Source organism: Leucothrix arctica, assembly GCF_003172895.1.
GTDB lineage: Bacteria > Pseudomonadota > Gammaproteobacteria > Thiotrichales > Thiotrichaceae > Leucothrix > Leucothrix arctica.
Genome location: NZ_QGKL01000039.1, coordinates 339685 through 357438, shown reverse-complemented (window position 1 = coordinate 357438; position 17754 = coordinate 339685). Strand labels below are relative to the sequence as shown.

The window sequence follows — 17754 nt, the reverse complement described above, 5'->3', positions numbered from 1 at the left end:
CCAAATCTGTGCCTCATAACTGCTGAGGCAGTAGTTACTAGTCAAAGCAATTATAGAATCAAGCTCTTAATAAACCCACCAACAGCCTTAACGCCCTGCTCTTCCATCACACGAATAGACTCAGAACCAACAACCGCAATATCAGCTTTGCCCTTGATGAATTCCATATCTTCACGCGACTTCACACCAAAGCCTAGTGCTAATGGTAAGTCTGTTGCCTTGCGACATTTGCCAAGGTAATCAGCGATGTCTTGGTCAAACGCAGTGTCTTTACCTGTCACACCTTTACGCGCCGTCACATAAACAAAGCCTTCACTCTTCTCACCCAAAAACTTCAAACGCTCTTCGCTCGTGTTTGGTGTGTAAATGTGAATTGGGCAAAGCTCGTTCTTCGCCATCGCTGCCAAGTATTCCTCAGCCTCTTCTGGCGGCAAGTCAGGAATGATAGAACCTTGAATACCAATACGCTTCATATTATCCACAAAGTGCGTCACGCCGTTGCGGTACAAAATGTTGTAGTACGTCATGAATAAGAAAGGAATATCAAACGCAGCGGTGATCTTCTCCGCCATTTCCAAACTCTTTTCAACCGTCGCACCAGACTTTAGTGCTTCTGCATTTGCACGCAAAATCACCGAGCCATCAGCCATCGGCTCTGAAAATGGAATCTGTAACTCCATGAGATCAACGCCCGCCTCAACCATCGATTCAACCATGCGCATCGAGTGATCATACGAAGGATAACCCAGTACGATGTGCGTCATTAACAGCAGGTCTTTCTCTTTTCGTTTATCGCGAATGTATTGCTCAAGCATTTGAATACTCCTTAGCTTTAGCGATGATGAACTCTTCCCATTTCGGATCTTTCAGTGCGTCTGCAACGGTGAAGATATCTTTGTCTGCGCGACCCGACTGATTGATTAAAATCACTTCATCTTTATCCATTTCTGGTGCTTCTTTAAACGCTTGAGCAAATGCATGAGACGTCTCTAGTGCTGGAATCAAACCTTCTTTCTTGATTGTTAGTGACATTGCAGCAACTACATCTTTGTCTTCTGCCGCTTCAAAACGCACACGTTTCGTTTCATGCAAATGCGCTAAAATTGGCGATACACCCACATAATCCAAACCTGCTGAAATACTGTGTGTTTCCTGCATTTGACCGTCTTTATCTTGCAAGAAGTACGTCTTGTAACCTTGAGCAACACCGACAGATGCATCGTCATAAGCCAAGCGAGCCGCATGCTCACCCATACCTGGACCACGTCCTCCAGCCTCAACACCAACAAGCTCTACCTCTTTATCATCCATAAAGCCGCTGAAAAGCCCCATCGCGTTAGAGCCACCACCCACACACGCATAAGCACGTGATGGTAAACGACCAGCATACGTTTGGATTTGCTCACGCGCTTCAGTACCAATAACCGACTGGAACCATGTCACCATGTCAGGGAAAGGATAAGGACCACACGCCGTACCCAAAGCGTAATGCGTGTTATCCATGTTAGTTACCCAGTCACGAAATGCCTCATTAATCGCATCTTTCAGCGTACCACTACCGTCAGTCACAGGGACAACCGTTGCACCCAACTGCTCCATCCAAAATACGTTTGGACGCTGACGCTCAACGTCTACCGCACCCATGTAAATCGTGCAGTCAAAACCAAACTTAGCCGCCATCGTTGCCGTTGCAACACCGTGCTGACCCGCACCTGTTTCTGCGATTACACGCGTCTTACCCATGCGCTTCGTCAACAAGCCCTGCCCCATCACGTTGTTCGCCTTGTGCGCGCCCGTGTGGTTTAAATCTTCACGTTTGATATAAATCTGTGCGCCACCGAAGTGATTCGTCAGATTCTCTGCAAACGTAATTGGCGTTGGACGGCAAGAGTACGTACCCATAAGGTGCATATACTCTGCCCAAAAAGTGGGGTCGTCTTTTGCTGTAAGATAAGCTATCTCTAGCTCATCAAAAGTTGTTTGCAATATTTCGGGGATAAACGCGCCACCGAATCGGCTGTGATAACCACTGTGTTTCATGAGTGAATCCTATCGTTAAATGCGGTAAAAAGTGCCGAGTGCATTACTCAGTCACCGTAATATTTTGTGAAAACTGGAAACGATCCGTACGGCAATAAATATCGCAGTAAACCGCCCCTTGAAGATCGCCAAAGTGCAGCAGTCGGCTAACGTGTAACGCAGGCTGCGCGCTTTCTAATTCTAATGCTTGAGCCACTTTTAGCTCGGGGTAACAGATATCAAATGACTGGTCTGCCGCGGTTGCATGTAAGTGAAACTCATCACTCACTACTCGTGACAATGATTGATTTTCCAAGTCGAGGTTTTCGATACCTTGGAAAACATCTGCAACCAAATACATGTGCTCAACTAGCGCCGCTTTGCCGTTAAGACTAGTTAGGCGTTGTAGCGTGTAAAGCTCGCGCTGAGATAGTACTGCGGGAAGTTGTGACTGCGTAGAGACTTCATCGGCAGACAATAACACTGGTTTGCACAGTAGCTGTGTTTCACTGGCTACCTTACTTTTTTGCAAAGCAGCAGTTGTGCCTGTTAGTGAGAATAAATCAATCTTTTGTGGTGGTGGCAGTACGTAAGTACCTGAGCCGCGACGTCGTTGTAATAGCCCTTCTCTGACGAGTAAATCAGTCGCTTGGCGAACCGTTGGGCGGCCAATGCTGAACTGATCTGCCAGTATATTTTCAGAGGGAATTTTCTCATCCACGGTATATACGCCACTCTCAATACCCGAGCGTAGACGCTGGGCGAGTTGGATATAAAGCGGGATGGGAGATTGGCTGTTTAGGTTCATGGCTTAACGATAGGCTTAATCAGTAAAGTTGTCAATACAACCTTACATATCAGAACACATTTTAACTTCGCCTATCAAAACATGTAATGCGTAAGACTACTACTGAATAAATATTAGTTCCTATGAGCTAGTCATCATAGTTAAGTTCTTTCAATACTCCTGATTCAACCCAGTATTCTCGCCCAAGGGTGATCAACCCACGATCTATTGGTTTAGTTGCTTTTGGGTTATGTAATAACTCCAACGAAGGGCTTGAATAACTTGTACTAAATGGATTTACTGATGCCACTATTAATGCACTAATATGTGAAAACTCATCTCTCAGAAAGTACTCTGTAGGAACCAAGGCACCAGTAGACCTTGATATATTGGGGTTATGAGTAAAACTTGAACTCACCCCATGTTCATTAAATTCGATTAACTGCCCCTTAACACCCAGTGCTGCTTGAGCAGCTAATGGTGGGCTAGAACAGAGCCAAGCTTCCTTATAAGGTAAATTAATCGCAATAATATAGGGGCCTTCTTTAGCGTTTTCCCTAGCATTATTAGCTTCGGCTTTATCCTTTAATTTAGCTGTTACTCTAAGAGCAAGCTCTTTAAACGGAACTAAAGGTTCTCTAGTCTCATCATACTGACCTATATCAGGTATCTTATCCTCAGTCGTGCCTCTACTCGCAACAGCTGCTTCTACAAATACTTTTTGACCATTTATATCTAAATTAAAATCAGGCCCATTATCACGTACTGCGCAAAAACGACTATCGGCCCCCTTGCCACTAAATAACATAACTTGCTCTTCTCCGTATACTACCGACATGTACATCTAACTACTTATCTAACCAGCAATATGCCCCAAAGCTCCTCAGGTGTATAAACAGGCAATGTTGCATGCTTAAAGTCTTTAACATTTCGCGTTACCAAGCAGTCAACGCCAGTACACTCCCCTGAATAGTACAAAACAGCATCTTCAAAGTCCGTAAACTCAGAGTCCGCTGCCAATGCTAAAACACGCGCATTCACATCACTTATTCCGAAGAGATGTAGCAGTTTTTTAATTTCAGACTTAGCCTGTTGACGGTTTTTCGCTTTAGAGATTAAGTAATCCAACGTAGTAACAGTTGTCGCACACAGGTAGCCTTCAATATCTTTAGTCTCAACAGAGCTAACGATATTTGCTGAAAGCTCAACAAATGGCTCGCGATTTAGAAGCACATCAAGAATGACGTTAGTATCAATCAAAACCTTCACAGATACTTATCCTCTAAATGCTTTTTGTAGTCGCTTTCATCAACTTTTGTCTCACTTAACACACCAATCAATGATCGTGTGATAGGTGCGTTTTCCAAAAGCTTTTTACTTTCTGTCAAAGCTCGAAAGTAGTCAGTCACTATCTGTGATAAGGACTTATCATTTTTCTTTGCGTAGTCCTTAGCTTGTTGTATTAGGGAATCTTCTACGCGCAATGTAAGTTTGGTTTGCATGTCACTACACCTATTTAGACGTATATTTATTATTTATTTATACGTCTAAATAAATCCAAAAGCAAGCTTGATTTTTAATGACACCCTATATGGTCAGTGTTTGAAGGAAAGTAAATAAACAGTAATAGGACAACCAGCCAAGTTCTGTGCTTTCATTCAAGTACTCTCAGCAACTAACAGCAAGGTAGTCAAACAATGCACGTAAGAATATCTCTAAAAACGCTGCTAGTTACCTTATTACTGTCGCTGTTAGTAGGTTGCAGCACCATCAAAGTCAGTTATCGTTTTTTGGATAATGCGATACGCTGGAAGATCAATGATTATGTGTCTTTAACAAGCTCGCAAGGTGCTGCGTTAAATCGAGATATCAATAAATTTCACTACTGGCATCAATCAACACAGCTGCGAGTCTATGCCGACTTTATGGCTAAAAAAGCGGTTCAGTTCAAACAAGAAACACTGAACCCTCAGGACGTTAGCAAGATTTATGATGAGGTCTTTGATTTAGTAATGGCCAGTGTAGATGAGCTAGTGCCTATTATCACAACCATGCTGTTTTCATTAGACGCCAAACAAATTCCCTCCGTGATTAAAAACATTGAACGAGAATTAACGAAAGACTTAAAAGAAGACCTAGCCAGAACACCTAAGCAGCAAGTAGTCAGACGACAAAACCGAATGATAAAGCGCATGGCTAAGCTAGTTGGCCGATTGACTAAATCACAAGCCAACCTCATTGCTGACTGGGCAAAAGCCACTGCCTCTAACAACATGCTAAGAGAGCAGCGCCATAAACGTCTTTCAGAGGTCGTCCCTAAGCTGTTAAACAATCGTTCTAACCCAGAGCAATTTAACCGAAGTATTCTTGCTCAGTTTAAGACTCAAGAGCGCTACGCTAGTGCTGCTGAAAAGCAATCTTATCAGCAACGTAAGCAGCTGACCTTGACGTTGATGTCAGACTTATTCAACTCACTGGCGCCTTTACAGAAACAGAAACTGATTGCGTCAGTCAAAAAGTACCAGTTTGATTTTTTATCCTTATCGCCACAATAAAAAATGGCGCTGCAACCATGCCTATATTTCAAAGCATGACCGCAGCGCCCAAGGTAGTTACTCAACCAAAAGTAACTATTTCACTAACACTGTATTGTTACTTAAAAAAACTTCCGTCATAAGTTTCACGTAACGCTTTTTTCTGAACTTTACCCATCGCATTACGAGTTAACTCGTCCACAAAGAAAATCTTCTTAGGCTGCTTGTACTTAGCCAAGTCAGTATTGAGCAATGCTTTGCTCTCAACATGACTAACCCTTCCGTTTAGCACACTATTGCCAACCAATCTCCTCATCAATCTCATCATTGTGCTCCCCCAGCATTGGCGGATGCTTCCTATAAGTGACGGGTGTCTCCGATAAATTAATTGGGTTACCAATATTTCGAACAGTTCCCACGAGTGGATGATCCATTTCGATCACCATGCCACGAGCCAAGGTGTGCTCATCCTCTAAAATTTCGTCAGGTAGGTTGATTGGTCCAGCGGGGATTTGGTGCGCGACAAATTGATCGATCCAATGATCCGCGTTTTGCGTCATCAGTACCTCTTCGATCAATGCAATTAGCTCATCTCTATGTTCGTTGCGTTGCTCATTGGTGGCGAAGCGCGATGCCACTAATGCCTCATCCAAGTCTAAAATCTTGTAAAAACGCCCCCAGACAGCCTGAGTACCGACAGCAATAATGATATCTTTATCTTTAGCGCGTACCGGTTGATACGGTGTAATCGTTGGATGCTGATTGCCCATCTTTTTAGGCTTCTGACCTGCATTTAGGTAACTACCGCCTAAATTTGCTAGCCACGTCATCTCTGAGTCTACTAAAGCAACATCAAGGAACTGACCGCTGCCCGATCCGCCTGCCTTTTTATCGCGGGCATACAAGGCATTCAAAATACCAATCGTTGAGTAAAGGCCACCTGTAATATCCGAAATTGGTGTAGGGAATCGCATCGGTCCGTCTTCTGGGCCACCGGTAATCGCCATCAAACCTGTTTCGCCCTGTGCGATAAGGTCATAGCCTCCACGGTTTGCTTTTGGACCCGTATGGCCGTAACCACTCAACGCCGAAAAAATCAGCTTAGGATTGATGGAGCGCAAGTAATCAGGGTCTAATTTATAGCGTTTTAGTGAATCGAGACGCGGATTATTGGTAATAAAAACGTCCGCTGTCTCCAGTAGTTTATGCAACCGCGCCAGATCATCGGGGTCTTTAATGTCGACCGTGATACAGCGTTTATTTCGATTGGTCGACATATAATAGGCACTCTCGCTCTCTAAGAACGGAGGGCCCCATTTGCGTGCTTGATCACCTGAACCTGTACGCTCAACCTTAATGACATCTGCCCCCATATCACCCAACATCATCGCACAATAGGGGCCAGCCAAAGCCTCCGTCATATCAATCACTCGAATGCCTTCTAGCGGCATAGAACTTGTCATATTTAAAACTCCTTAAATTGGTGGGTCGTTTTATTTCAGCAGACTTTTTACTGCTGATGACGTAATAATTTTATCCGCATTCACATAAGTCTCATGATTTTTTTCGATGTCACTTATTCTATACTGATAATTAACCATGCAACCCCATGAGTTGTTCAATCCATTCTCTGAGACATCCCCTTGAAGGTGAATATCTTCAAGTCGCGCACCGTTTCCTAAGTGAAAGCGAGACACTGGATCAGTCGCGCCACCTCTAGGTGAGCGTGCGCTCACTAAATAAGTTGCGACTAAGTTTTTAAACGCTTTATTATTTTCCAGCAATGAAGTCAAAGTACCCTCAAGCCGAGCGCGCTCTAAGTCACGTATCAACTCCAAGTGCTCTGCTGTCGTAACAGCGTCAGGCTTTTCAAGCTGCTGTAACGCCCATCGTCTCAGGCCTGGCACTGGCGATAAGGTGATGAAAGTCTCCAATTTTGGGAACTCTTCACGTAAGTTCTCAACCACTTGTTTAATTAAGAAGTTACCAAAGGAAATACCTTTCAAACCTGTCTGGCAATTTGAGATGGAGTAAAACACTGCCGTAGTCGCTTTCTCAGGATCTAGCGGCTCGCGTTGTTTCTCAAGTATGGGTGCAATCGCACCGGGAACGTGGTCGGTCAATGCCACTTGTACGAAAATCAGCGGCTCAATACCCAAGGCTGGATGAAAGTAGCTGTATAAACGTCGGTCAGGGTCAGCGACGCGTTGACGTAACGCGCTCCAATTACTGATCTCATGCACCGCCTCGTAGGCAATGACTTTCTCTAAAATATTGGCGGGTGTGCCCCAGTCCATCGTTTGTAGTTTGAGGAAACCACGGTTAAACCACGACAAAAACAGGTGTGCAAAGTCTTGGTCTAAGATTTTTAATTCGGGGTGAGTACGTGTAAAACGTAACAAATCTGCACGCATTTTTACCAACGCCAATGTGCCATTCGGCGCTTGATTAATACGGCGTAATAAAATCTGACTTCTTGGCTCACTGGCAAAGTGCAAAACGCGTGCATTGGCTTCACTACTGTCACTTTTCCAGTTATTGATCGCCTTCTCTAAGGCTGCGTTATCTGTGCCAAAATTTGCTAATATTTCAAGGAAGAAAACGCCCTTTTCCTCATCATTAAGCTCATCATAATGCTTTAGCAACTGTTGCGCTTTGGCAAGACTAGCGGCCTCACCATTCTTATCTAACAGGCCTTCGCACTGTTCAAGCAGCGGCTTTTCCCGTTGCTTAATAACGGAGTCGAGACTTCTCCCAATATCCGTCACTCTTGTTAAGAGGTCGCTAAGCAATCCGTTTCTAGTATCTATTAATTGAAACATAGTCATGGAGTTCTGTTGGCTATTGAGAATCTTTATATTAAACAAATACCCACGCTAAAACAAATAAAATCGACATTTTATTTGTTTTAGCGATATAATCGGTATTAAATTTATCTATCATTTTAGTCAATAAGGCTCATAATTCTCCCAAGAGCCTAGCTACTAAAAAACAACGATCAAAAAAAGAGATTTCATCTATGTCTGATTATTACGTCAAGCATCTAAAGGTAGCACTACCTCTTGAAGCAGCTTCAGCTATCGTCGACCACGCTTTGAAGCTTGGTAAAGAGTACGGACTATTACCACTGACTGTCGTGGTGCTAGACACTGGCGGTCATATGCTCGCCATGAAGCGTGAAGATGGCTCGGGCATTATGCGCGCAGATATAGCGACAGGTAAGGCATGGGGTGCGCTAGGTATGGGTATTTCTAGTCGAACTATTCGTAATCGCCTTTCAGATCGCCCTTCTTTTCAAGGTGCGTTAGCTGCGGCTTCGCAAGGTCGATTTGTACCTGTACCAGGTGGCGTACTTATTTGTGATAAAGAAGGCATGGTAATTGGTGCGGTAGGTGTCAGTGGTGACGCTTCTGATAAGGATGAATTTGTGGCGGTTGAAGCGGTGAAAACGGTGAAACTGACGCCATACCCTGCGGAGCCTATTGAGACTTGGCAGGATGCGAGGCTTTAAAAGTCAGCGACTAATTAACCACTGACTTTATTAGACGTTGAATGCCTGAATCAAACTGATCATCGTAAATACGAATAGCATTACGCGTGCTCAAGCCCTTTAGCACGTCTGGTAGCTCGTCGGAAGATGGCATTTCAGTGTTTCGTAAGAGCACTGGAATCACCCGTAATTTTTTCTCCAACGCCGTTGCAACCTCCATACGGACAAAATCTTGAGGGTTATCCAAACGACGACCTTGCGTATTACTCGCGTTTAACCAAGCTGGGCCAATCATCACCAATACCGTACTCGCGCTGTCTAGCACCTTTTCAATATGCTCAGCAAAGTCAGCACCATGAGGGATGTCATCCGAGTCCATAAACACATGTTCATCACCCATCACTGACTTTAACTTTTCGTAAACAGCCAAAGTGTGGCCACTGCTGTCATCCCGTCGATAACTAATAAATACTGACTCGTTGCCTGAAGGAATATGGGGGATACTGGAGGCTTGGTTTCGGCGGTTAATGAGTAATGCCGTCAACGGGATCACCAGTAAAATACCAAACCAATACCAGTTTTCTACTAGCCAGCGCCAAACTTCTGTCGGGGCATCGACTTGAACCACAATATCGCGGCTCAGTACTTTGCCTATAGGGACGCTTCTACCATCTTCTAGAGTGTAGTTTGCTATAGCATGAAGCGTGAGTTTTTGCTCACCTTTAACACGCGGGGTCACCTGAAACACCCATTCAGTAAACTCTCCCTCTATAAGCAAAGGAGAATTTACTAACTGCTCCTCAGCACTTGCAGTCGTTATATCAAATGGATCACCATTGCCTGAGTCACCACAACACAAGCGCACGCTCATCACTTGAGTGATTGGAACTTCCTCCCGTCTAACCTCACCGCTGCCGCTCAACCCTTTATCACTCACTTCATTTTTGGCTATTCTGACCTCAATCATTTCTGCAACATTGAGCGTCATTTCAGTGGGTGGGTTGTAAAGAATCTGACCGAACGCTCTGAATGAGTCAGATGCCTCAACTTTCATGGGAGCTGCAGCCGCAGTAGGCGCTCTTCTCACAATTGCTGATGGAGGCGCTGTTGATACTTTTGGGGGTAAAGGCTTATCGGAGCCTTCTGAGGAGTCAGGGCCATTAGTCTCCGGCTCACTGCTACTTTTTTGTGTACAGGAAGTTGTGAGTACTAGAACAAGTACTAATGACACGAAGCTGGCCAAGCGAATGCGACAGGGCATGAGTCCTTATCCTATGAATGTAGTGTGTTTAACTACTAATATAGTCCATGATTGCTGGTTTTACTGGCCTAACTTAATACAAACTGTTGCTAACTTACATTGGCCTTGTCACGGCTCAGCAGCATTTTTCGTCCCCTCACCTGGGGTAATAAACAGCAACTTACTTTTAACAGTAGTCTTTGCCGTGTGCCATACACCTTTAGGCACAATGATATAAGTACCGGACTCTTTCAAATCGACTGTTTGCTCACCGTCTTCAAGTTTTAACACGAACGTTATCTCTCCAGACATCAACATCACAATCTCATCCCCATTGGGGTGAATTTCCCATGTATCCCAGTCTGACTCAAACTCAAACGCGGCAATCATCTCGTGGCCTTTGAAGCCTTGATAGTTTTGCTCAAGACGTTGATATAGCGTTGAATCAGCCGTTTCTACAGTGGCTGTTTTCTCTGGACTTAAAACGACAAAGTCTTTTTGAATGTTGTGTACTTTAATGCTCATAGGCCCTCCTCTGCACATTGCCTGTCATAACTTAGTTACACATTTACAGGCGACGAAACATCGCAAACTGTACCCTCTGGTGCTTGTAGTAGCATACGCTTTTGACCGTATGGCGTCATTTCAGGTGCTTGTAGAATGTTAACGTCCAAGCCCTGCGCTTTTTTATAAAAGCGATCAACATCATCAATGACAAAGGTTAGGTACGCACCAGTAATACTCGCTTTCGCTTGCTCAGGCACTACTTCGTGGCTTTGAAGGATTAGACCCAGCTCCAGCTCTCTACCTTCTGAAACTAGGTGTACAAACCAATCACTATCGAAGTCGACCTTAAATGCGAATAAGGAGATGTAAAAGGCTTTGGATTGAGCCAAATCTTGCGAACAAATATTGGTTAATAAGCGTTTAATTTTCATGTCATCCTCACTTTCAGATATAGCCATTTCAATTACTTTACCAGAATACTACCTCATAGATACCCACAAGATACAGTTACTTAGTTCTTCAACTCAACACGCCAAGGCTGATTTAACGCACCCTTAGACTTACTCTCCAGCCCCATAACTCTACTACTTCTCCCATCAATAACTAAAGCCAACCCAGTCTCACGATTCTCAACAACCAAACCAGCTTCCACTTCTATAAACTTCCACTCCTGATGATTATTAGACCGTCGCTTCTGCGCCTCTAATACCACAGGCGCTCCATCCTTTTTAAGCCCGCCTTCAACTGCCAAAACCTTGTCAGTTTCCAAGTGCTGAATAAACACAAAGCCTTCGGTTTTATTCGTATCAATAAGCTGCCAACGCTGCGCATGGGCACGGCTACTTTTCTCCACAACCACTTGCCCATCATCCTCGACAGACAACACATAGTTATTCATCACCGAGCGAATTTTAACGTATTCAGGGTCAGCCTCTTTCGTGGGCGCTTTGTCCGTTTGCTTCTTAGCTTCAACTTTCTCAGTCCCCTTACCATCCTCAGTACTGGCACTCTCTTCTTTAGCACTCGCCTTCTTCTTACGACGATTTCGCCAAAACAAATAAGCCGCTCCCAGCAGTATCAACACCTCAACGATTTGTGCAGGCAGATAGTCAAACAAGAAACTAAAACGCTCTCTCAGCGACTGCGCAATATTGCCAAAGTCAGTCTCTGGTGCACTGGTTACTACTTCATTCTGCGTTAGCTTTTTGTAGTGAGTGATATATTCATTTTCAGTGTTTTGCAGCGCCTTTACCCGTTGGTTTTTCTCACGCTCCCAATCATCCACGGGGTCGATATTATTCCACGCGATAAACAGCTTCTTTTGTTGATCACTGATCTGTAGTTGGTAGCGGTCAGCCATATAGAAATAAGCACGCGCAATATCCCCCATCACATTCTCAGGTGGCTCTGCACTACTTGATTTGAACTCGACCTCCATGTTCACCGTACTACCGTAAAGACGCGGCTCGTTAGCAATCATGCCGTATTTATAATTACTACGGTCACCGTTGATCTCACCAATCGCAGGCACAAGGTTGTGCATGTCAGCTTCCATTTCACGGAACTGTTCGTTACTACTGCGGCAATGCGCTCGGCCACCGTCTTGCCAACAACGTAACTGATGCCCAAAGTGCCAAGCAGGTACAATATGCTCCCACTCTATTCGCTCTGAGCGCGCTTTATTCTTACGGTATTTGAAGCCACAGCTACTTTGTACGGGGATGAATTTCTTCTGATACAAGCGGTAACGACAGCCGCTATAGAACGCGAGTAAGTGCTCGGTGTAGACCTCAGTTCCCAACAGACGCTTTGACTTGCTAAAGGAGTAAGTATTTTGCAGCGAGAAATATTGGTCATCTAGCGTGGCAACATCTTCTTCAAAAATATCACCATCTTGCTCTAGGTAAAACGTACCCAGTTTGTCTTCTACAGTCTTGAGGAGTTTACCCGAGGCTAAGTCATGAAACACGCCACTATCTGACTCACCAAAGAGCGTCATGACGGGGTAGTCTTCTTCTGCTTGAGCGGAAAAACTGAGTAAGCAAGCGCACAGACATAGGTAGCATGCGCTCGCTACTGTATTAAATCGTTTTTGGAAAGACACTGAGGTTCACACGGTTGTTGGGTGGGGGCTACTTTACCCCAGTGCTGTTGAATTCAAAAGCAGCTTACTAAAATGCTGAACGGTGTGATTAAAACAGCAAGCAAATCCATCTAACTGAACCATAGTAATTTTCATACTAACGAACCAACGTCTCAACCCTTCAAAGCCGCAGCCAACGGACACTCCTGAGGCCTTTCCGCACCATTACGATAATCATTAAGCAACTGCTTAGAACGCTGAGCCAATTGTTTTCGAACTTCGCGGCGCTGCCCTTTAACCCGTGGAATCACCATATCGTCATAAGCTGTCGTCTGATGCCGCATCCAAGCAATAGTCGCCGCCTCTGCACGCTGCTCAATCGAAATCCGTTTAGTGCGTGCAACCGTCCCACTCCCCACAGGCGTCGCATGGTCAGCTATTTGTTTAGCCATCTCCATCGCGAGTGCATCATAGACAGGCGCGAAGGATAAATAGTCACGTACAGAGCTTTCAAAATCAGCGGCATAGGCAACTTGTTCTTTTTCGCGCCGCTTTCGACCCGCATCGAGCTTCTTTTGATAAGACGGGTCGAGGCGCTCTTGTTCCAACTCAGCGCGTAGAACAGCGATTCTATCCGCAGGTGCCCAAATGCCTTTTGAAAAAAGCCGCCGACCTTTTTTCTCCTTCATGGTCCACGTTGGCCCATCTTTCTTAATCCGTCGGCTCAGTGCCGCATCACCGGGTTCAAGCAATATCCAACCGTCTGGAACGGCTAGCATCTCACCTTCAGCATTCACAACGTGTCTCACTTTAGCAGAAGGGCTAACGTCCAATGTTTCAATAGTCATATTAGTCCTCACTCATCAGATGATAAGAGTTGTCATCATTAAATGGCGTTAGTGTGTCTTTCATCTCATTCACCTTGTGATTTTAGCCCTGCGACACTAGCGCACTCCTATGCAACTTGCTACCAGTACGAACTAGCGCAGGATCTATTCATACTTAAAGTCAGACAATCTGAGCGTTAATCGTTACTATTCCCCATCATGGAATATTTTACAGAACTCGGACATCTTGGCCTCTTCATCTCGGCATTTTTAGCCGCAACGATCTTACCTTTAAGCTCGGAAGTTGTGCTGAGTGCGTTATTGCTCAATGGTTTATCACCCACCCTACTGGTCATCACTGCAACAACAGGCAATGTATTGGGCTCTCTAACAAACTATGCCCTTGGCTACTGGGGAGGCATTCCCCTCGTGAAAAAATGGTTAAAGATGTCTGAAGATGATTTCTTGCGAGCAGAACAACGCTTTAAAAAATACGGCATGCTGTCCTTATGCTTTGCTTGGGTGCCCATCATTGGTGACCCGTTAACCGTGATAGCAGGTGTTTTGCGGATTCGCTTGCACTGGTTTCTTATATTGGTGACTGCGGGTAAATTGCTACGGTATGTCGTTATTAGTTATATCGTATTGCAAGTCAGTTGAGCTGATACTACAGCAACTAATGGCGACACTAGTGCAGCCCATCTTTGCAAAATCTTAACAAAACTTCCGCATCCTCCCGCAACATATCCCCGTTTCTTATAGCGATATCTTTTTACATTTAAAGTTTGGTGTAACATCTATACTCAACCCAACACACCAGCCCTTGAACCACTGACAGAGACGTAAGCGCTATGACTTCGAATTCGGCTAACAAAACATCTGACACAGCACAGACAAAAACCGTGGTAGACCTCAGGCAGCTAAACTTCTCCTACGAGATGCAAGAGTCCAAGCTGGACGTATTGATCGACGTTGACCTGACGCTCCAACAAGGCGAAACCGTCGCCATCTTAGGCCCGTCAGGCTCAGGTAAAACATCCCTTTTATTACTGCTAGCAGGACTAGAGCAACCCACTGGCGGCGCTATTTTGCTAGATGACAAAGACCTCGCCAAACTAGACGCAGACGCAATGGCAGACCTGCGTCGTGACAGCTTAGGCATCGTGTTTCAGTCGTTCCACTTAGTACCCAGCCTAACCGCTCTGGGAAATGTGATGTTACCGCTGGAAATAGCCGAACGAGACAATGCCCGCGAAACCGCCATCGCCATACTAGAACGCGTAGGCTTGGGCGAGCGTGCTGGTCATTACCCAACACAACTATCCGGTGGTGAGCAGCAACGTGTAGCAATTGCTCGTGCCCTCGTTCACAAACCACGCTTGCTATTAGCCGATGAGCCAACCGGTAATCTAGATGCAAAAACAGGCGAACGCATTATCGAATTACTGTTTGGTTTAAACCGCGAGAGTGGCTCAACCATGATCTTAGTGACGCATGACGAATCCATCGCCGCACAATGCCAACGTATATTCCGCCTACAACAAGGTAGATTAGTAGAGGACGCTACCGATGCGATTTCTGCTTAGTTTAGCGTGGCGTGACCTGCGCGCCAGTGGTCGTTCACTGTGGATTTTCTGTGCCTGTTTAGTGCTCGGTGTGACGCTAGTTTCAGCCAGTGGCAGCATGTATCGCTTAGTCGGTGACGCGCTGTTATCAGACACGCGCCAGTTATTAGGGGGTGACCTGCAAGTCCGTGTTAACAACCAACAAGCGCTTCCCGATGAAGCTGTGGAATGGATGTCAGCGCGCGGCAAAGTGTCAGAACTTATCGAGCTGCGCACCATGCTCGGCACACCCAAAGAAGACTTTGTCCTCGTCGAACTACAAAGCGTTGATGACCTGTATCCACTTTATGGAGAGTTAGAGCTCGCACCTGAAAAACCGTTAAGCGAACTGATCAGCAAGCAAAACGAACGCTGGGGTGTCGCTATCGACAACTCACTGGCAGAACGTTATGAGCTAAAAGTGGGTGACACCGTTTCCATCGGTAGCCTGCAAATGGACGTGCGCGCGCTGATCATAAAACAGCCCGACCGTAACCTCACCGCAGACTGGCGTGGTTCACCGGTACTGATCTCTCCGCAAGCGATTAGCGATGCGCAGTTACTCAGACCCGGCTCACGTGTTGGCTACGATTATCGAGTCGCAACCGAGCTGCCCACCGCCACTTGGAAAGATCAGTTCTATGAGCAATTCCCTGATCGCGGCTGGGAAGTACGTACCTTTGAAGACCGTAGCGAACGCATCTCTCAACGTATTGGGCAGATCGCTTCTGGTCTGTTGATCATCGGATTTAGCACGCTGTTTATTGGCGGCTTGGGCGTATTCAGCAGCATCCAATCGTATTTACAAAGCAAGCTAAAAACCATCGCGACCCTACGTTCTTTGGGTTTGCGCAATGGACGCATCGCAGCGGTTTACCTATTACAAGTCGGCATCATGGGTGGTGGTGCGAGTTTGTTAGGGGGATTACTGGGCATGACACTGGCGTTACTCGGCAGTGCGGCGGTGGCCGCAGAGTTACCGATTAGCACCACCTTTGCCGCCCTACCCGCACCGTTTTTTAGTGCTGTTGTGTTTGGTTTGTTAACCGCGTTTTGCTTTGCCTTACCTGCGATTGGAACGGCATTATCCGTATCGCCCGCGAGCCTGTTTCGTGACGGTGGCAACAGTGCATTAAGCGTGCCGCGTAACTGGGCGATAGCAACGGCTGCCTGTGCGGTTGGGATCATTACCTTGGTACTGATCAGCGTGCCTTCCTTACTGTTTGGTATTGGTTTTATTCTGGTCGTGGCGTTGATGTTGGGGCTGTTAGAAGTCACTCTTCGCCTGATTAGACGTGGCGCACAGCGACTTGAAAACTCTAAAGACTTCCGCACAGGTATCGCGTTTCGCTTAGCCTTGGCTAACCTACATCGCCCAGCGGCACCGCTTCGCAGCTCCTTATTATCACTCGGCTCAGCACTGACTTTGCTGGTGATTTGTACCTTGGTAGTGGTGTCGCTGCAACGCACGATTCAGGCAACCATTCCTGAAGAGTCACCCGCGTTGGTGTTATACGACATCAGTCCTGGTCAGGTCGATGACGTTAAAAACGCCATACAAACAAGCGCGCCACAAGCAAAAGCAGAGCTAGTACCATTAGTCCAAGGCCGTATCGTCTCGGTTAATGGGGAAACGGTCGCCAGCTTGTTGGAGAATGCCGTCGCAGGCTCTGACCGTGAAGACGACTTGCGCGACACCTTAAACGACGACCACAAACTCAGTTATCGCGGCGGCAATGTCGATGGCATTGAGCTGATTGAAGGTAGCTGGTGGAGTGACGACCAAGACCAAACCATTCCGAGCATGTCACTGGAAGACCGCGAAGCCCGTCGCATTGGCATCAACGTGGGTGATCGCATTAGCTATGCAGTCGCTGGCCAAAACATGACATTTAACATCGCAGCGATTCACCGACAAAAAGGTGTGCAAACGCGCTTCTGGTTTGAAGGCATCGTCTCGGATGGCGTGTTTGGCGACGCGCCTCAGCGTTATGTCGGCGCAGCTTGGATGGATGACGACCAAGCCCTGCAAGTGCAGAAAAGCATTGGCGATGTTGCACCCAATGTCGTGACCGTTCGCACCGCTCGTATTTTGGCCAGTGCGCGTGAACTACTCGGCCAAGCCACCAGTGGATTATTGGTGGTTGCGGTGATTAGTTTTCTTGCTAGTTTGCTGGTGTTGTTTAGCGTGATCGCCGCCAGTCGTGTGCGTCAGGTTTACGAAGCGTCAGTGTTGAATGCGCTGGGTGTGCGGCTTTCTGAAATTCGTAAAAGTTTGTATTTGGAGTTTTTCCTGATCGCGGTGGTGACTGCGTTATTTGCAGTGTTGCTGGGTTCGGCTATTGCTATACCGTTGTTGGAATGGCGGATGAAACTACCTTCTACGGACTTGGTTTGGGTGGGGTTTGTCACTGCGCTGGTGGTTAGTGTTAGTACGTTGGTGGTTGGGGCGCAGTATTTGCACAGGAGGATGAGTGTTAAACCGGCGCTTTTGTTGAGGGGGTTGGGGTGATGTTTACGCTTTTGTAAAAACCACTTTCCACAAAGAATAACACCATGAAATAGATAAGACCCCAACAGGCTATACAAAACGGAAATTTCACTCTGAAGAAACGAAGGTAAAACCCGGGTTTAGGAGAATGGAGAAAAGATCAATATTTAAA

At 46.0% G+C, this 17754-nt stretch carries 19 protein-coding genes; 5 read left to right on the top strand and 14 right to left on the bottom strand.

The genetic code is table 11. The features are described from left to right. Nucleotides 1–50: 50 nt before the first annotated feature. From trpA to DKT75_RS15765, 6 genes are all read right to left on the bottom strand, one after another. The gene (gene trpA / locus DKT75_RS15790) at nucleotides 51–815 is read right to left on the bottom strand and encodes a tryptophan synthase subunit alpha (RefSeq protein WP_109824451.1); all 765 of its coding nucleotides are present in this window, start codon (nucleotides 813–815) and stop codon (nucleotides 51–53) included. Further along, on the bottom strand, nucleotides 808–2040 hold the full coding sequence (trpB, locus tag DKT75_RS15785) for a tryptophan synthase subunit beta (protein ID WP_109824449.1): 1233 nt from the start codon (nucleotides 2038–2040) through the stop codon (nucleotides 808–810). The genes trpA and trpB overlap by 8 nt, the downstream gene beginning before the upstream one ends. Before the next feature lie 43 nt (nucleotides 2041–2083). Beyond that, nucleotides 2084–2827, bottom strand: a complete 744-nt coding sequence (locus DKT75_RS15780) for a GntR family transcriptional regulator (RefSeq protein WP_109824447.1) — start codon at nucleotides 2825–2827, stop codon at nucleotides 2084–2086. 127 nt (nucleotides 2828–2954) lie between these two features. Continuing rightward, nucleotides 2955–3614 carry a hypothetical protein gene (locus DKT75_RS15775; RefSeq protein ID WP_211665462.1) on the bottom strand — a complete coding sequence of 220 codons (660 nt, stop codon included), beginning with the start codon at nucleotides 3612–3614 and terminating at the stop codon, nucleotides 2955–2957. A gap of 44 nt (nucleotides 3615–3658) precedes the next feature. Next, on the bottom strand, nucleotides 3659–4075 hold the full coding sequence (locus tag DKT75_RS15770; RefSeq protein ID WP_109824443.1) for a PIN domain-containing protein: 417 nt from the start codon (nucleotides 4073–4075) through the stop codon (nucleotides 3659–3661). Then, nucleotides 4072–4308: a DUF6364 family protein gene (locus DKT75_RS15765; RefSeq protein ID WP_109824441.1), complete on the bottom strand. Its 237-nt coding sequence runs from the start codon at nucleotides 4306–4308 to the stop codon at nucleotides 4072–4074. The genes DKT75_RS15770 and DKT75_RS15765 overlap by 4 nt, the downstream gene beginning before the upstream one ends. 195 nt (nucleotides 4309–4503) lie before the next feature. Here DKT75_RS15765 and DKT75_RS15760 point away from each other — a divergent pair, with 195 nt between their 5' ends. Then, on the top strand, nucleotides 4504–5361 hold the full coding sequence (locus DKT75_RS15760; RefSeq protein WP_109824439.1) for a DUF6279 family lipoprotein: 858 nt from the start codon (nucleotides 4504–4506) through the stop codon (nucleotides 5359–5361). Between the two features lie 97 nt (nucleotides 5362–5458). Here DKT75_RS15760 and DKT75_RS21850 read toward each other — a convergent pair whose 3' ends face one another. From DKT75_RS21850 to DKT75_RS15750, 3 genes are read right to left on the bottom strand one after another with little or no spacing between them, the layout of a single operon-like run. Next, nucleotides 5459–5632: a hypothetical protein gene (locus DKT75_RS21850; RefSeq protein WP_158278892.1), complete on the bottom strand. Its 174-nt coding sequence runs from the start codon at nucleotides 5630–5632 to the stop codon at nucleotides 5459–5461. A gap of 1 nt (nucleotide 5633) precedes the next feature. Continuing rightward, nucleotides 5634–6803, bottom strand: coding sequence for a CaiB/BaiF CoA transferase family protein (locus tag DKT75_RS15755; protein ID WP_109824437.1), 1170 nt, complete (start codon nucleotides 6801–6803; stop codon nucleotides 5634–5636). 30 nt (nucleotides 6804–6833) lie between these two features. Beyond that, nucleotides 6834–8168 carry a malonyl-CoA decarboxylase gene (locus DKT75_RS15750; RefSeq protein WP_211665461.1) on the bottom strand — a complete coding sequence of 445 codons (1335 nt, stop codon included), beginning with the start codon at nucleotides 8166–8168 and terminating at the stop codon, nucleotides 6834–6836. Between the two features lie 191 nt (nucleotides 8169–8359). Here DKT75_RS15750 and DKT75_RS15745 point away from each other — a divergent pair, with 191 nt between their 5' ends. Then, the gene (locus DKT75_RS15745; protein WP_109824435.1) at nucleotides 8360–8851 is read left to right on the top strand and encodes a GlcG/HbpS family heme-binding protein; all 492 of its coding nucleotides are present in this window, start codon (nucleotides 8360–8362) and stop codon (nucleotides 8849–8851) included. A 10-nt stretch (nucleotides 8852–8861) separates the two neighbouring features. Here DKT75_RS15745 and DKT75_RS15740 read toward each other — a convergent pair whose 3' ends face one another. The 5 genes from DKT75_RS15740 to DKT75_RS15720 all read right to left on the bottom strand — a co-directional run bounded on the left by DKT75_RS15740 (nucleotide 8862) and on the right by DKT75_RS15720 (nucleotide 13508). Continuing rightward, on the bottom strand, nucleotides 8862–10091 hold the full coding sequence (locus DKT75_RS15740; protein WP_109824433.1) for a toll/interleukin-1 receptor domain-containing protein: 1230 nt from the start codon (nucleotides 10089–10091) through the stop codon (nucleotides 8862–8864). A gap of 108 nt (nucleotides 10092–10199) precedes the next feature. Continuing rightward, the gene (locus DKT75_RS15735) at nucleotides 10200–10595 is read right to left on the bottom strand and encodes a cupin domain-containing protein (protein WP_158278891.1); all 396 of its coding nucleotides are present in this window, start codon (nucleotides 10593–10595) and stop codon (nucleotides 10200–10202) included. Between the two features lie 35 nt (nucleotides 10596–10630). Beyond that, entirely contained in the window at nucleotides 10631–11035 is a 405-nt protein-coding gene (locus tag DKT75_RS15730) for a VOC family protein (protein WP_109824429.1), read from the bottom strand. 53 nt (nucleotides 11036–11088) lie between these two features. Then, the gene (locus DKT75_RS15725; RefSeq protein WP_146201395.1) at nucleotides 11089–12681 is read right to left on the bottom strand and encodes an endonuclease; all 1593 of its coding nucleotides are present in this window, start codon (nucleotides 12679–12681) and stop codon (nucleotides 11089–11091) included. Between the two features lie 152 nt (nucleotides 12682–12833). Then, entirely contained in the window at nucleotides 12834–13508 is a 675-nt protein-coding gene (locus DKT75_RS15720; RefSeq protein ID WP_109824425.1) for a DUF2293 domain-containing protein, read from the bottom strand. A 198-nt stretch (nucleotides 13509–13706) separates the two neighbouring features. On the opposite strand from DKT75_RS15720, the gene DKT75_RS15715 reads away from it, so the two are divergent. The 3 genes from DKT75_RS15715 (at nucleotide 13707) to DKT75_RS15705 (ending at nucleotide 17603) form a co-directional block, all read left to right on the top strand. Further along, complete coding sequence (locus tag DKT75_RS15715) at nucleotides 13707–14147, top strand: YqaA family protein (protein WP_109824423.1); 441 nt, start codon at nucleotides 13707–13709, stop codon at nucleotides 14145–14147. A gap of 191 nt (nucleotides 14148–14338) precedes the next feature. Then, nucleotides 14339–15073: an ABC transporter ATP-binding protein gene (locus DKT75_RS15710; protein WP_109824421.1), complete on the top strand. Its 735-nt coding sequence runs from the start codon at nucleotides 14339–14341 to the stop codon at nucleotides 15071–15073. After that, nucleotides 15057–17603, top strand: a complete 2547-nt coding sequence (locus DKT75_RS15705) for an ABC transporter permease (protein WP_109824419.1) — start codon at nucleotides 15057–15059, stop codon at nucleotides 17601–17603. Before DKT75_RS15710 ends, DKT75_RS15705 begins: the two co-directional genes overlap by 17 nt. Nucleotides 17604–17754: the final 151 nt, after the last annotated feature.